The 14974-nt window shown below is 69.9% G+C and carries 12 protein-coding genes and 3 pseudogenes; 6 read left to right on the plus strand and 9 right to left on the minus strand.

All coding sequences use genetic code 11. From position 1 onward, the window contains the following. Positions 1 to 491: 491 nt before the first annotated feature. Both ACZ5NH_RS02390 and ACZ5NH_RS02395 read left to right on the plus strand, forming a co-directional pair. Positions 492 to 719 (plus strand): annotated as a pseudogene (locus tag ACZ5NH_RS02390) (ABATE domain-containing protein); the annotation flags it as partial. Between the two features lie 124 nt (positions 720 to 843). Then, positions 844 to 1092: a hypothetical protein gene (locus ACZ5NH_RS02395; protein ID WP_388635283.1), complete on the plus strand. Its 249-nt coding sequence runs from the start codon at positions 844 to 846 to the stop codon at positions 1090 to 1092. A gap of 641 nt (positions 1093 to 1733) precedes the next feature. Here the strand turns inward: ACZ5NH_RS02395 and ACZ5NH_RS02400 are convergent. Beyond that, complete coding sequence (locus ACZ5NH_RS02400) at positions 1734 to 2723, minus strand: helix-turn-helix transcriptional regulator (protein WP_468772546.1); 990 nt, start codon at positions 2721 to 2723, stop codon at positions 1734 to 1736. 93 nt (positions 2724 to 2816) lie between these two features. Between ACZ5NH_RS02400 and ACZ5NH_RS02405 the strand changes: the two genes are divergently transcribed. Beyond that, the gene (locus ACZ5NH_RS02405) at positions 2817 to 3215 is read left to right on the plus strand and encodes a VOC family protein (RefSeq protein WP_468772547.1); all 399 of its coding nucleotides are present in this window, start codon (positions 2817 to 2819) and stop codon (positions 3213 to 3215) included. Between the two features lie 49 nt (positions 3216 to 3264). Then, positions 3265 to 3906, plus strand: a pseudogene (locus ACZ5NH_RS02410) (integrase core domain-containing protein). A gap of 125 nt (positions 3907 to 4031) precedes the next feature. On the opposite strand, the gene ACZ5NH_RS02415 reads toward ACZ5NH_RS02410, so the two are convergent. The 3 genes from ACZ5NH_RS02415 to ACZ5NH_RS02425 all read right to left on the minus strand — a co-directional run bounded on the left by ACZ5NH_RS02415 (position 4032) and on the right by ACZ5NH_RS02425 (position 6212). Beyond that, positions 4032 to 4958, minus strand: coding sequence for a hypothetical protein (locus ACZ5NH_RS02415; RefSeq protein ID WP_468772548.1), 927 nt, complete (start codon positions 4956 to 4958; stop codon positions 4032 to 4034). A gap of 201 nt (positions 4959 to 5159) precedes the next feature. Continuing rightward, a complete protein-coding gene (locus ACZ5NH_RS02420) occupies positions 5160 to 5360 on the minus strand; it encodes a DUF6207 family protein (protein WP_468772549.1) in 201 nt (66 codons plus the stop codon). Positions 5361 to 5417: 57 nt separating this feature from the next. After that, positions 5418 to 6212, minus strand: a complete 795-nt coding sequence (locus ACZ5NH_RS02425) for a TetR/AcrR family transcriptional regulator (protein WP_468772551.1) — start codon at positions 6210 to 6212, stop codon at positions 5418 to 5420. A gap of 278 nt (positions 6213 to 6490) precedes the next feature. Between ACZ5NH_RS02425 and ACZ5NH_RS02430 the strand changes: the two genes are divergently transcribed. Next, the gene (locus tag ACZ5NH_RS02430; RefSeq protein WP_468772552.1) at positions 6491 to 8203 is read left to right on the plus strand and encodes an MFS transporter; all 1713 of its coding nucleotides are present in this window, start codon (positions 6491 to 6493) and stop codon (positions 8201 to 8203) included. Positions 8204 to 8512: 309 nt separating this feature from the next. Here the strand turns inward: ACZ5NH_RS02430 and ACZ5NH_RS02435 are convergent, their stop codons facing one another. Continuing rightward, the gene (locus ACZ5NH_RS02435) at positions 8513 to 9061 is read right to left on the minus strand and encodes a DUF4142 domain-containing protein (protein WP_468772553.1); all 549 of its coding nucleotides are present in this window, start codon (positions 9059 to 9061) and stop codon (positions 8513 to 8515) included. A gap of 730 nt (positions 9062 to 9791) precedes the next feature. Continuing rightward, positions 9792 to 10334, minus strand: a complete 543-nt coding sequence (locus ACZ5NH_RS02440) for a hypothetical protein (protein ID WP_388635267.1) — start codon at positions 10332 to 10334, stop codon at positions 9792 to 9794. Between the two features lie 624 nt (positions 10335 to 10958). On the opposite strand from ACZ5NH_RS02440, the pseudogene ACZ5NH_RS02445 reads away from it, so the two are divergent. Beyond that, a pseudogene (locus ACZ5NH_RS02445) lies at positions 10959 to 11669 on the plus strand (transposase); the annotation flags it as partial. 20 nt (positions 11670 to 11689) lie between these two features. On the opposite strand, the gene ACZ5NH_RS02450 reads toward ACZ5NH_RS02445, so the two are convergent. The 3 genes from ACZ5NH_RS02450 to atzF all read right to left on the minus strand — a co-directional run bounded on the left by ACZ5NH_RS02450 (position 11690) and on the right by atzF (position 14974). Further along, a complete protein-coding gene (locus ACZ5NH_RS02450) occupies positions 11690 to 12334 on the minus strand; it encodes a dihydrofolate reductase family protein (protein WP_468772555.1) in 645 nt (214 codons plus the stop codon). Positions 12335 to 12545: 211 nt separating this feature from the next. Further along, on the minus strand, positions 12546 to 13229 hold the full coding sequence (locus ACZ5NH_RS02455) for a TetR/AcrR family transcriptional regulator (RefSeq protein WP_468772557.1): 684 nt from the start codon (positions 13227 to 13229) through the stop codon (positions 12546 to 12548). A gap of 41 nt (positions 13230 to 13270) precedes the next feature. Beyond that, positions 13271 to 14974 (minus strand): allophanate hydrolase, encoded by a 1704-nt coding sequence (gene atzF / locus ACZ5NH_RS02460; RefSeq protein WP_468772671.1) that lies wholly within the window; start codon positions 14972 to 14974, stop codon positions 13271 to 13273.

The following is a 14974-nucleotide window of genomic DNA, read 5'->3' on the forward strand; positions in this document are numbered from 1 at the left end:
TATCCCCACGGGCGGACACTCCCTTCCAACAGGCCTGTCGTATCCCACTCTGGTGTCTTCGTGCGTGGCAGGCATGTGGGGGTAGGCCGTCTGGTCCGCTTGTCCGTCGGTCCATGAGCCACCGCCCAGTGGTCCGGTGCTGCTGTCAATCTGCTCGTCGGTCAGGCCGTCGACCACCGTCGCATCAGCGCCATCGCAGCCGGCCGCAAGGTGAGTGCCTCATCGAGTGACGGCCGCGCGTTCCTGTCGAGGATCCTTGTGGTCCCACGGCAGGGACAGCGGGTGGCACGCACTGGGATCTGCCAGGATGCAGCGCCCGACCCCCGAAGCGGTCGCGAACGCGAGGCGGCGCAGGGCCTGGACGAACGACCACTCGCCGTCACGGACTCGTGCAGTATTTGCGGGGGCAGCCGGCGCGCCCGCGCGACTGTCGCCCCCCGTAGCTGCTCGTTGAGTTAGCGGTGGGTGAGCGGCGTGGGGGCGGCCTGGTCATGGTCTTGCGTGAGCTGAGCTGCCCTCGTTTTGGTGAAGCGCAGGCCAGGCGCCCCGCCTTCGTCCAGGTCGTCGACGCGGTCTCGCCCGGGCAGGAGGCCGATGTCGAACAGGCAAAGCCCATATCGGCGTTGGCCGCCGTCAACAACACCGCACGCAAGCCGCCACCGGTGCCGCAGATCACTCCTTCGGGACGCTGGACGCCGGATGCCTGCAGTGGTCGTCATCTGCACGTACATGTGTACATGGACCAACTGGACCGGTGTTCACATGTCTTCGGCGACCAAAAACCTTCCCAGATATATCTAGAAAGGGGCGCAATCGGCGCAGCCGGATCGCTACTGTGGTCGGATGGATACAGAGAGTTTGCGGCCTCTCGATACCGGAGCCCTCCGCAGTCAGCTCGTCACGCACGAGGAAGAGGTCCGCCACCTGGCGAAACAGCTCGGCATCGCAGGGGAGTTCCAGGCGTGCTGCACGGTGCGCGACGCGGCGGACTTGCTGCTGGCAGCCGGCCGTGCGCTCGCCGCCGAGACGCCCTGCCGGACGACGACGCACACCATGGCCGTTCTGTACGCGCTGTGCCGGACGGACGCATAACCCGCCATACCGTGAGCCCCCTGGGCAGGCCCGGCGCTCGGGGGCGCACAGGGAGGTGCCGATGGCGGTGGACTCGGTTGCGGTGGTGGACGGCCAAGCCGGGAATGCTCCCGGCAGGCCGGGACGGACTGAGCAGCGGGCCGATCACGACCAAGTCCGGCTTGGCGTACTCGATCGGAGGCGTGACGATCCAACGGGCCCCGTGATCACATCTGTTGGGGGCGTAGTGGGTGATGCCTTCGTTCGCCGCGTCGAGCATCAGGTGCTGGTCGTACCTGGTTGGCCGCGGTGAAGCAGAAGTTCGTAGGCGGAGAGGCGTCGTCGGGGTAGCGTTCCCCGTAGATCTCGTCGTCATCGAACGGTTCCATCCCGTCCTCGTCCAGCAAGTGCCTCGTGCCGATCCCCACGACATCGAGGTGGACGTTGGGAAGGATCATCGTGAGCAGGACTCCCTCGACCGGGCATGCGTCAGCTCGGCCGACAGAGCGAGCCTTCGCCCAGCAGCTTCTCCAGCCACACCGCGCTGCCGGCCCAAGTCAATCGCTCGCTGGCCGACTACAGGTTCTAGCCGCGCATCCGCGATGGCCAACTGTGCCATCTCATGCCATTGGCTCCTCGCGTTCAGGCTTGGCGGGCGGCGGTCAGACTTGGCGGGCGTAGGACGCGAGGCGATCGGCGAGCGCGTTGACCAGGTCGCGCAGTTCATCGGGGCGCTCGATGACGAACGGCCGGTCGAGTGAGGCGAGTACCGGAGGCAACCAATCGAGCCGCTCCGCCCGCAGTTCGACGCGCAGCCAGCGCTCGGTCGCCCGGTCCTCGCCTACCACGGGCGCGTACTCCTCCAGGCTCGCGACGCTGGCGGGAAGGTGGGCGCGGATCTGCCCGACCGTCCCGTGGATCCGCAAGGTCACCTCGTGCCGGTACTCGGCCGTGGCGAACGCTGACAACAGGCGCTGTGCCGGACTGGTACCCACGGGCGGTTCGAATGAGCCGGGCAGGGTCCGCGCGTCTGCGATGCGATCGAGCCGGAAGGTTCGGCCCTCGCCGATCCCGGCGTCCTTGCCCGTGACGTACCACCGGCCCGCATGGGCGACGATCCCGTACGCGTGCAGTGTGCGTTCGCTGCGGCGTCCGTCGCGGTCGCGGTAGCGGATCGAGACCGGTCGGCGGTGGCGCACCGCATCGGCGATGGTGAGCAGGACCTCGGCGTCCGGGGTGTCGAAATCATCGGGATGATCCGTGAAGGCGAGAGCTTCCAGGAGTGTGTCGAGCCGACGGGCGACGCGCTTGGGCAGCACCCGCCGGATCTTCGCCGATGCCGTCTCGCTTGCCGTGTGCTCGGTCGTCGTCAAGCCTGCTCGGCGGCCGGCGACCAGGCCGAGCAGCACGGCCAGTGCCTCGTCGTCGCTGAGCATGAGCGGAGGCAAGCGGTACCCGGGGGCGAGCCGGTACCCGCCGTAGCGGCCGCGCACCGATTCCACGGGCACGTCCAGGTCGATCAGCTGGTCCACATACCGCCGCACGGTGCGCCCTTCGACGCCGAGCCGCTCGGCGAGTTCGGCCACCGTCCGGGTGCCGCCCGACTGCAGCAGCTCCAGGAGTGTCAGCACGCGGGCGGTGGGTCGAGGCATGTTCGCAGCCTAACGCGAATACCGGACCGAATCTGTCCACTATTTGTCCTAGCCTGCGACGCGCACGCCTCCAGCACAGCCAAGGAGATCTCCATGGACTTCGTCTCGATCCGCATCATCACCAGCGACGTCGCACGCCTCGTCGAGTTCTACGAGCGGGCCACAGGGGCGCGGGCGACCTGGGCCACCAAGGACTTCGCCGAACTCAAGACCGCGGGCGCCACCCTCGCCATCGCCGACACCCGCACCGTCCCGCTGTTCGCCCCGGGCTCTGCCCGCGCGGCGGACAACCACAGCGTGATCACCGAGTTCCTCGTCGACGACGTGGACCGCGTGCACCAGAACCTGACCGGCTTCGTCACCGACTTCGTCAACGAGCCCACCACGATGCCCTGGGGCAACCGGTCGCTGCTGTTCCGTGACCCCGACGGCAACCTCGTCAACTTCTTCACCCCCGTCACCCCAGCGGCCATCGCGAAGTTCGCACGCTGACGCCACGCACAGCCGCTCACGCGGGAGCCCTGGGATCCCAGGGCTCCCGGTGAACGCGACGGCCGGATCCAGGAGCGCCACCAGCAGGGGACACGGGAACGCACCGCTGACCCCCGAAGGACGTCTGCGCTTGTGCCTCACTGCTCGCCCCCCCTCACGCCCCTCCAGCAGCCCCACCCGCACCCCCGAGGACATCGTTGACCTGGTGGAGGCGCTGCGGCGGCAGACCAAGCACGGGCCGGCCCGGGCTCCGGGACCTCGACCCACCGACCGGCGAGCAGCTGCGCGAGGTCATCCGCTACGAGCACGACCGAGTCGGCGACCTGGTCCACGTCGACACCAAGAAGCTCGGACGCATCCCGACCGGCGGCGGCTGGCGGATGCACGGCGTCGGCACCGAGTCCGCCCGCGAACCAGGCCGTACCCGCCGCGCACGAACGGGAAGGTGGACAGGTATAACGGGACGCTCTCGCACGAGTCGGAGTACGTCCGCGGCTACACAACCGAGCGTGAACGCCGTGTCGCACTCCCGGAGTTGGTGAACTACAACCACCAGCGGACGCACGCCGCGCTTGGCGACCGGCCGCCCACCAGCCGGACCGCCGGGAGCGACTACTGGATCCTCTTCGACCAGCCGCCCCAACCACTCGCGGACATCCCGCAGCAGCTCATCCTCCAGGACTTCGCGTAACCATGGTCCGAGACACCACAGCTAACCGATGCTTCGTACGCCGTTCTCACTGAGCGGACCCTTCACGGCGTCGCGGCCAGAACCCGCCGGGCAGGGGTTGGCTACCTGGCCCGAGCGGGCATGGCTCAGTAGCCCTGGGCGATCGCCTTTTCCCGCATCAGCGTTTCCAGCTCCGTGTTCGACAGCGGGTGCAGCGTGTTCAGGAGGTGGCGCAGGCCGGGTTCACCGAGGGACTGGCTGGTGACCTCCACCTCCGCGTCGTGGTAGTGGCGGGTGAGGGTGATGTCGCGGGTGCCACCGGGGAGGCGGCGGATCATGCGCATCTCGCCGTGCATGTCCAGCGTGCAGGTCGCGCCCTTGTCCGCGGGCTCTGGGCATCGTGGCGTCTGTGTGAGCGGCGAACGCACCACGAGGCCCACGTACCCCAACTCGTATCCCTCCCGGACGGGGCGGTAGTCGACGCTGAAGTAGGCGGGCCCGACCACGGCACGGGATACGTGCATTCCAGGTGGCGCAGCGCCCAGATAGAGCAGTTCCGGATGCTCCCGGTATCGCGCGATCTCCGCCGCGTGCCGGCCCTGCTGCGCCTGCGCCGGGCCGATGAAGCCCCCGTAGCCCACACCGGCCGCCAGCACAGCCACCGCCCCCAGCCGTACCCACCGGCTCGGCACGAAGAGCGCTGCGGCGACGGCGTACGGCACACCCGTCAGCGCGACCCGTGTGCCGGCGCTCCCCAGGTAGACGTTCCCGTCGTACGCGGCCAGGCCCGCCAGCACGCCGAGCGTGCCGAGGACGAAGACCAGGGCCGCCCAACCGAGCCGCCGGCGCGCAGAGCCGCACAGCGGCACCACGGTCTTCGCCGGCATGCCCGCCAACGCCAATAGGCCCACCATCAGCGGCACGCCCAACGCGAGGACCGGCACCGCCGCCCCGGCGCCACCGCCCCAGGCCGTCACCACCAACTCGAAGCCGAGCGCCGGCAGCGCGGCCGCCATCGTCGCCCATACCAAGAAGAGATGCAGGGCCGTCAGCGCCCGTCTGCCGCTTGTCATGCCGCGGAGCCTGCCAGCCCGCGTCCTGACGCACATGAGTTCTCGTACTCAGTACGTTCTTTCCTACCCTGGCGAAAGGTGCACGGAGCAGGGCGAACGAGGCTCGGCCGCACGGTTGCCGGGGATGCCGTGTCCGCAGGGGTGAGGTGCTCCTGCGGGAGCATGATCGCCGCGTAGCGGCTCACGCCGTGCAGCCGCCGGTCAAGGTCTGTGTTGCGGGGGCCCCGTACCGGCCTGCGGCGTCACTGGACACGCTGCGTTCCGTCGGCAGCCCGCAAGGGTTCGGATGGTGCGGTCGGCTGCTGCGGTCGCCCACCGTGCGGCGAATGCCTCCTGGAACGCCAGTGGCGTCTGGTCACGAGCGGCTGAGACGTCCCCTGCGATCAGATCCGGCCGTGCCACGTGTGCCGTCGGCTTCCCGGGCTGCGCCGGACCCCGGGACTCGTTCGGCTTCCGGACTCAGTCGGCTTCCGGGACCGGGCCGGCCGCAGGGTCCGGCAGGTAACTCGCCAGGCCGCGCAGGATGATCTCCAGGCCGATGTCGAACCGCTCGTCGGAGGAGTCCGTCACCATCAGCCCGGCCAGGGCGCGCAGGTGGGGGAAGTCCTGCGCGGGCAGGGACGCGAAGTAGTTCTGCATCTCGTCGGTCATCTCGCGCCAGTCGGGCCGGGCCTGCGAGGCATCGTGACCGCCGTGCTGAGCGGCCCGGTCTCGCCACATGCCCTCCTCCAGGACGAACCCGTCGATGTAGGTGGAGATGAGGTCACCGGCCTCCGCAGCAATGCGGTCGGGCAGCCCGGCGGTGCGGAAGATGGCGAGCAACGCTTCGACATGCGGCAGCAGTTCGGCGGTGAAGGGGACGTGCCCCATGGAGATCCTGGCCATGTCCCGGTGGGACAGCAGACGGCGACGCCAGGCGCGGGCGAAGTCCCGCAGCTGCTCCTGCCAGTGCTCCGGATCGGGTGCGGGCAACGCGTAGTCGTCGAAGAGCCGCGTGTACATGAGCTCCAGGAGGTCGTCCTTGGAGCTGACGTGGGCGTAGAGGGCGGACACCGCGACCCCCAGTTCGGCCGCCACCTGACGCATCGAAAGGCCGTCGAGCCCGTGCCGGTCCAGCACGGTGAGGGCGGCCTCGGCGACGCGCTCGCGCGACAGCGGCGTGCGTACGGGCGCGATGTGGCTGCGAGCGGGACGCTCGCGCTGCCACGGGGATGGCGGAGGGGGTGCTGGGGTGCCGGCGGCCGCGTCGCTCATGGGACCAGTCTAGGGACACGGAGAACAGCGTTCTGCTGGTGGTCAGGGCCTCTCACTGCCTCAGACGCGATATATCTTGTAGACGTCGAGGAATTGCGCTATATCTTAATGAACGCCGTTCTCACGGTGAGCGGTGTTCTGCTAGGTTGAACATTGTTCGCCAGGCGTCCGGCCGCCTGTCTTTCTGGACCGCACCAGCGAGCCGGGCAGTTTCCGTCCAGCCATCCACCGCGCCCGCGGAACATCGACGCGACGCGGCCTTCTGTGAGGAGTTTCCGATGTCCACCACCGGTGTCGCGTCCGCCGAGACGCCCACCGACTCGCCAGCGCCCTACCGGTGGCGCTGGGCTGCGCTCTTCGTGATCCTCGCGGCCGAGGTGATGGATCTCCTCGACGCGGTCGTCACGAACATCGCCGGCCCCTCCATGCGGGCCGACCTCGGTGGCGGCGCCTCCACCCTCCAGTGGCTCGCCGCCGCGTACACCCTCTCGATGGCCGTCGGCCTCGTCACCGGCGGCCGGCTCGGGGACATCCACGGGCGACGCCGGATGTTCCTGGTGGGTGCCGCCGGCTTCACCCTGGGCTCGCTGCTGTGCGCGGTCGCCGTGTCGCCCGAGATGCTGATCGCCGCACGTGTCGTGCAGGGCCTGTTCGGCGCGGTGATGCTGCCGCAGGGCCTCGGCATGATCAAGGAGATGTTCCCGCCGAAGGAGTCACAGAAAGCCTTCGGCATGTTCGGCCCGATCATGGGGCTGTCCGCGGTGTGCGGGCCGATCCTGGCGGGCTGGCTCGTGGACGCCGACTACCTCGGCACCGGCTGGCGGATGATCTTCCTGATCAACCTGCCGCTGGGTGCCACGGCCTTCCTCGGAGCCCTGCGCTACCTGCCCAGGGGCCGGTCCGGCGACAGGCCGCGCCTCGACATACCCGGCATGCTCCTGGTCTCGCTGGCCGCGCTGCTCATCATCTTCCCGCTGGTGCAGGGCCGTGAGTACGACTGGCCCGGGTGGACGTTCGCGATGATGGCCGCTTCGGTGGCCGTCTTCGTCGCCTTCGCCATCTACGAGTCGCGCCGCAGCAAGGCAGGCCGGGACCCGCTGGTCGTGCCCAGCCTCTTCCGCAAGCGCGGGTTCAGCGGAGGCATGACGCTCGGACTGGTCTTCTTCTCGACCATGCAGGGCTTCATGCTGGTCTTCAACCTCTACACCCAGATCGGCCTCGGCTATTCGCCGCTGAAGGCAGGCCTGGTGATGGTGCCCTGGTCGGCCGGCATGATCGTCGGTTTCGGTGTCGCTCAGGCTGTCGCCCGGTTCGGCCGGGCCGTGCTCCAGGCGGGCACGGTGGTCATGGCGCTCGGCGTGTTCGGCGTGTGGCTGACCCTCGAGACGGTGGGCAGCGGCGTCGGCCCCTGGCAGCTCGTGCCGGCCCTGCTCTTCACCGGCATCGGCATGGGCCTGCTCATGGCCCCCTTCTTCGACATCGTGCTCGCCAGCGTCGAGCAGCACGAGACGGGCTCGGCGTCCGGCACGATGACCGCGATGCAGCAGCTCGGCGGCGCCTTCGGCGTGGCGCTCCTCGGCACCGTGTTCTTCGGCTTGCTGGGCGGTGGTATCGCCACCGCCGTCGACCACCACTCGGCCGGCTTGCGGGGTCAGCTGAGCGCCGCGCACGTGGCACCGGCCGCCCAGGACCGCGTCGTGGCAGACCTGCGGAGGTGCGCCTCCGACCGTGCCGTGGCCAAGGATCCTGCCGCCACCCCGGCGACCTGCGCCCGCTTGGAGAAGGACACTCGGTCCGCCATGACATCGCCGCAGGCCGGCGCCCGGATACCCGGCGCGCTGGAGACCACCGCGACGTCGGCCTTCCGCAGCGGTTTCGGCGCCGTGATGAAGACGGTGCTGTGGATCGTCGACGGCATGCTGGCCCTGACGTTCCTGCTCTCCTTCCTCCTGCCGCGGCACGCGCGCCCCGAGGGTTCTGCCGGTCACTGAGCGGTGTGCAGGTAGGCCGGAGGCCCTGTCGCCGATGGGCAACAGGGCCTCCAACGCCCCTTGGACGCATGCCGGTTGATGCGCGGTCACACATCAGACACACCCCGGGGAGGAGGACGAGTCGATGTCACGTCTCGGTCGCGCCGCAGTAACGGCAGCGCAGCGCGCCCTCCATAGCGTCCCGGATCATGCACAGCGATTCCGAGACCGACGTGGAGGGGCAAGTGGCTGCGGACGAGCCGCTCCAACCGGCACACTCCACAAGGCACACATCAGTGGGCCGGGATCACGTTCGTGAGTCGGCGGGCGCTATGCGTGGCACACGCCGTGGTTGACCATCTGGGTGTGGCGTGCCACGACCGGGCGCGCGCTCTTCGCCAGGGACTTGACGAGCGGGTTGGTGCCCGAGGCGATCTCCTTGTCGATGAGCGCGAGGGTTTGTACGTGGGCGGGGTACTGGGCCTTGAGCCACGCGGCATCGTACGCGCGCGTCCCGGCGAGGGACTTGAGGGCGGCGGTTTGCCTCAGCTGCGCGGCCGTTTGCCCGGACGGCAGTGTCACCCCGAGTCGTCTCGCGGTCTTGACGACACCGGCATCGAGGGCGCGGTGGTCGCGGATGAAGTCGGCGGCGACCCGCTTGACGCAGGCGGTGGTCGCGGCGCTCTGAGCTTGCTGACTGGCGGCGATCTCCCACAGGTTGCCCTGGTGGGCTGCTGTGAGGAGTTGCCTGTCCAGAGCGGAGACCGCTGATGGCGAGGCCGTCGACGAAGCGAGAGCCGGGAGCGACGCGGCGCCCATGAGGGACAAAGCGGCGGCGCAAACGACGGTGAAACGGGCAGCGGATCGAGTCGTGTCCATGAATCCTCCACGGGTCGCACGTGCAAGCCCCGACGAAAGTCCCATCCCTATTGCTCAAAGGGTCAGAAACGGTACCTATGTCATGGTTCACCCGGTTCAGTTGCTCGGCAACCGAGCACGCCGGCGCCTCGCTGCCGGCGCCTTGGGGTGCCAGGTCGAGCGACTCGAACCATCAGACACGGCCCAGCCCCGGCGCTGCCCGCTCCCAGGCCCTTCTCCACCCCAGGTGCAGATAGGGCAACGCTGCCTAAAATTGAGGGGATGCCGCTGGCGATGCGGGCGCCCCGGGCAGCAGCCCGGGACGCCCTGTCACTGCAGCAGCCGCTTCTCCTGTGCCGCAGCGACGGCTTCTTGTCCGGTCAGGCGGACCGCAGGACCACTGACCACCCCGTCCCGGCCCACGCCGACAATCCTTGCTGCCGAGACCAGCGTGGACCCGGCCTTGTGTTCACGCGGGAAGCGGCGGATGCGCCGTGGCAGGACGGCCCGGCACTGCACCACTATGGCAGGCGCGTACAGCGCAGGACCGGCCGATGACCGGCACGTCAGCGACTGGTAAGGAGCCGGCTCGAGCGACTCCGTCATCGTCGGCCCGCCTCTTGACGTCGCGGGTGAGGCGGCTCTTGTGGGTCAGTCGTCCTCACGATTGGCGCCCACGACCAGGAGCGAGGCCACTTCACAAGCCAGGTAGCGGCAGTGTTCCTCCCGCTGTGGCGCACGCTTTTGCGGATCAGTCGTCGGCTTGATCCTCCGGTCCGGCCGCGTCGCCGATGGCGACGCGCAGGTCATGCATGCCTTGCAGGATGTCGATGAGGGCTTCTTCCGCCCCGCTCAGAGCGCTTCGTGTTCCCTCCGTATCGCCGCGCTCGGCGTGCAGCTGAGCGCTGAGGGTGTACACCGCAGTCATGACGGCAGCGAAGGCGGCCTCCCGGCCGGGTGGCAGTTCTTCCGCCTCGGGTTCGGAGACCTGCACCGCCGTGCGCTGCAGCCGGTTCGTCAGGACGTTGACCGCGAGGCCGGGATCTCCTACCTGCTCCCCCCAGCCGAGCAACGTCTCAAGCACGTCCTCGATCTCCCCTTCCTCGGTCAGGCGGGTTGCGGCGGTGATCTCGAGCTCCGTCTTCGCCAGCAGACTGCCCAGCAGGTGCAGGCGGTCTTCTTCCTGCGGCCCCTCGGGTCGCTTCTCCTGATCCGCGACCGGCTCAGCCGCCAGAGCGGCCAGCGCTGCGTAGATCTGCTCAGTACTTACCGGGCGCTCGCTACTGATGCTCACGCTTTCAGCTTCACCCAGCGGAGGCGTACCCGCCCGCCCAGTCCGTGCAAGCGCCAGGCGAGTTCCACCACCTAGACCAGCGCCTGGCCGAGCAGACCCAAGAGCTCTTCGATGCCTGCCGGCTGGTTTCCGCGGCGACGCACCGGGCGGTTCCCCTGGGCGCTACGAGTGCACCACCACGCGCTCGCGGAGGAGCTGGAAGCCGGCGCGCCCGAACATCTGGCGCTTGAGCATCGCGATCGGGTTGACATGGCCATCGACCGGGCCCGAGCCACCGGGGCAGGGTGAGCTCGATCGACACCGGCGTCGCGGTCACGGTCGCCGTCTGCGGCCTATCGCTGGGCAGAGGCGGGCGGGGCCGGCCGATGCGTGCGCAGGTGTCCGAGGCCGCGGTGCCTCCTGGTCCGAGTGTGCGGGTGGCCGTCGCCGAAGTGGTGCGGCGGGGCCTGAGTCGTGTGACCCTTCCGGGGGCTTCCTGCTTCGACGTGCGGGGTGGGCACGTGTGCCCGTCTTACCGGCTAGGCGTTCGGCGTCTCCACCCGTCCGGTGGCGACGATTCGCCGTCCTTCGAACAGGACGTTACGTGCTGCGTTGTGGTCGCGGTCGTGCACGGTGGCACACTCGCCGCGATGCCTGCTGTCGCGCCGCGGCATCACCTTCCGGCACACCAATACCTGGAACGAATCCCTCGAGCCCGAACGCTGCGCGAAGCTCGACCAGATCGAGCAAGTGCCGGACCGCTTCCCCGACCCCGTCTTCGACTTCGACGCGTTCGGGCCGCTGGGGATCCGGCCCACCGCGGGCTCCTGCTGGGCGAAGCAGGGCAAACACAACCGCCTGCCGGTGACCTACCAGCGCATCCACGGCGTCACCTACTTCCACGGCTGCTGCTCCGTCGGCGACGACGGTCTGTGGGGCGTCAACCGCCGCCGCAAGGGCACCGCCACCACCCTGGCCGCGCTGAAGTCGATTCGTGCCGCCCGACCCGACGGCGCCGCGATCTACATCATCCTGGACAACCTCTCCGCCGACACCGGCGCCGACATCCGCCGTTGGGCGAAGAAGAACAAGGTCGAGCTGTGCTTCACCCCGACCTACGCCTCCTGGACCAACCCGATCGAGGCCCACTTCGGCCCGCTGCGCCAGTTCACCCTGGCCAACTCTCACCACCCCCGCCACCCCCGCACAGACCCAGGGCCTGCACCGCTGCCTGCGCTGGCGCAACGCCAACGGCCGCCGCGCCGCCACACTCGCCGCCCAGCGCAAGGAACGCGGCGCATCCGCAGCGAGAAGGGCATCCGACGGGGCGGACGCCCCCTCCCAGCCGCAGCCTGAACTCAACTGGGCCCCTCGCCTCACCTTCGCCAGAACAGGTGGTGCGTCACGCCGCTCGGGCTGGGCACGACCTCCAGGTGGAACCGGTCGAGCAGCTCATCGGGGGACTCCCAGAGCCGTAGCCCGGACCCGAGCTTTACCGGCGAGACCGCCACATGCATGGTGTCGACAAGGCCGGCATCAAGGAACTGCCGGATGATGGTGACCCCGCCGCCGAGCCGGACGTCCTTGCCCTGCGCCGCTTCCCGCGCCCGTTCGAGGACGGTGGCCGGATCGCTGTCGACGAAGTGGAACGTGGTGTCGGAGAGCGTGAACGAAGGACGCGTGTGGTGGGTCATGACGAACACCGGAGTGCGAAACGGCGGCTCCTCCCCCCACCAGCCGCGCCACTCATGATCGTGCCAGGGCCCGCGCTGGGGCCCGAACTTGTTGCGGCCCATGATCTCGGCACCGATGTTGTGTGCGAAGTCGCGCGTGAAGTAGTCGTCGAGGCCCCGGCTACCCCCGGGATCCGTGCGCATGGGCCAGCTCGCCGTGGCCCCGGCCCAGGCGAACAGCCTCTCGGGATGGTCGAGGCCGAACGGCTGCTCGAGACTCTGGTGCTCACCGGCACCGATTCCGTCACACGAGACGTTGAAGTTCATGACTCTCAGCAGTTGATCCACGTGTGTCCTCCTCAGGTCCTGTCGCGTCATCGTGTGGCGAGGCGCCGCACATCATGACGTCGAACGGGACGTGGCCGAATCGACAGCGGCCCGCAACTTTTTTCCAGCGGCGCGTCAGGAAGCGGCCGCGTCGGCGGTGTGACCGTCGTGGACGCGGAGGGCATCGAGGGTGCTGCATGGCGGCGCTGGAGGGTGTGCGGTGGGCCGGCAGTCAGTCCAGGCTGCTCAGCAGCGTTCGGCCGTCCTTCCGGGCGGCGGCCACCGCCGGCTCTCCGAGCCCGCACAGGCGCAGGCACGACGACGCGATGGCCTCGGTGTCCGCCGCATCCGGCTCACGGGACCGCCGTATCTGGATCACGACCTCCACCAGCTGGATCAGCAGTTCACCGAGCCGCTCGGCGGGCAGGCCGCGTGCGACGTCCTCGGTCGCCGCCAGGGCGCCCAGCGCGCCGTAGCTCGACTGCAGACGGCCCCGCTCGGCCCGGAAGGCGTCGAACCGCTCGGCCTGCACCTCCGGCAGCAGATAGAGCGTGCCGATGTTGTACGGAGTGCGGGAGAGGGTGCGTACGTCCATCGCGGCCACGGCGTACAGCGCGGCGGCCGGATTCGCCCGCTCGGGCACCAGTGCCCGGATCCGGTCCACCATCTGCAGACTGGGCCGCACGGACGTCGCCAGCAGCTCGGCGAGGATCTCCTCCTTGGTGGCGAAGTGGTAGTAGAGCGAGGCCTGCCTGATGCCGACCCGCTCGGCGATCATGCGGGTGCTGGTGCTGGTGATCCCATGGTCGACGAAGAGCGCCCCGGCGGCGTCGAGGATCTGTTCCCGGGCGGAGGTGCCGGGGTCGGACGGCGGCGTGTGCCGGGGCCTGCCTTGACGGGGACGCGTCGTCGTCATGACCCCATCCTGCCACCAGGTGTCCGCCCTGCGGCCTCCGGTCACGCGGACGCCGTGTACGCCCGCCAGCCACCGAAGCGGGTGATGTCGGGCGCGCCCTCGACGGCGTACGGCTCGACGAGGAAGCCGCAGACGTGCCGCCCGTCGGCCAGTTCGACGGTGCCGATGGTCATCGGCGCGGGCACGGCGGCGGTGAACGCCCCGAAACCGGCGGCGGGCAGCCGCCAGATCTCGCCCTCGACGCCCGGCCGCGCGTCGCCGCCTGACGCCGTGTCGTGACCCGCCCCGGCGGCGGCGTCCCGCCCGCCCTCGGTGACCCGGAGCAAGCCGGGCTTGGGCGGCTCGGTGGCCAGGGCGTACAGCCGGTAGCCGCCTGCGGTGCGGGCCGGGCCGACCAGTGTGGCGCCGGCTTGCACCAACTGGGCATTGAGGGGCTGACCGGTGAGGTGGGCGCCGACCACGAACAGGTCGAGCCGGGGGTTGGCGAACCGCTCGGCCAGCGCGGCCAGGGCGCGGTCGGAGAAGGCCGGTCCCGTGAACATCACGCCGAACGGCAGGCCGTCCACGAACCCGGCGGGAACGGCGATCGAGGCGCAGTCCAGCAGGTTGGCGAAGTTGGTGAACCGTCCCAACCGGGCGTTGGCGCCGACCGGGTCGGCCGCCACCTCCTCAAGGGTGGGATGCCAGGTGGTGGTCGGGGTCAGGAGAGCTGCACAGCCGTCGAGCACCGCGTGTCCGGCGGCACCGAGCGCGGCGAGCCTGGCGGCGTCGGCGGCCCAGTCGGCGGCGGTCTTCTCCCGGCCTGCCAGCACGATGGCGGCGACGGTCGGATCGAGGTCCGCCCCGATCAGGTCGCGGTGCTTCTCCAGATGCGCGCCCACGGCGGCGTACCGCTCGGCGACGAACGCGCCGTCGTACAGCAGTTCCGCGGCCTGAAGCAGCGGGGTGATGTCGGTTTCGACGATCTCCGCCCCGGTGCTCGCCAGGCGGGCGACGGCGGCGTCGAAGGCCTCGCGCCAGCCGCCGGCCATGCCCTTCAGATGCTCCCCGGCCGGTACGGCGATCCGCGGGCGCGCGGGGGGCGGCGGAAGCTGGGTGCCGGTGCGGGAGAGCGGGTCGGCCGGGTCGGGGCCCTCGACGAACTCCGCGGCGGTGCGGGCGAGTTGCAGGTCGCGGGCGAAGACGGTCACGCAGTCGAGGGTGTAGCAGGCGGGGACCACCCCGGTCACGGGCACCAGACCCTTGGTGGGCTTGACGCCGACGATGCCGTTGAGGGCGGCGGGCACCCGCCCGGAGCCGGCCGTGTCGGTGCCGAGCGCGATGTCGGCTATGCCCAGCGCCACCGCGACGGCGGATCCGGAGGACGACCCGCCGGAGATGCGGGCCGCGTCCCAGGCGTTGCGCACCGCGCCGTAGGGGCTGCGGGTGCCGACCAGGCCGGTGGCGAACTGGTCCAGGTTGGTCTTGCCGAGCACCACCGCGCCGGCCGCGCGCAGCCGCGCCACCGCCGCCGCGTCGGCCTGCGGTTCGTAGGCGTACGACGGGGCGCCCGCGGTGGTGGGGAGCCCGGCGACGTCGATGTTGTCCTTGACGGCCACCACCAGGCCGGCCAGCGGCAGCGCCGGGTCGATACCGGCCGCCTCGGCGAGCACCTCCTCGCGCGGCCTGAGGTGGATCCAGATCTCGGGCCGGCCGATGTCCTTGATCCGGTCGTAGGCGGCCTGGACGCGTGCGGCCGGTGTCAT

The organism is Streptomyces sp. NPDC031426 (assembly GCF_055581585.1).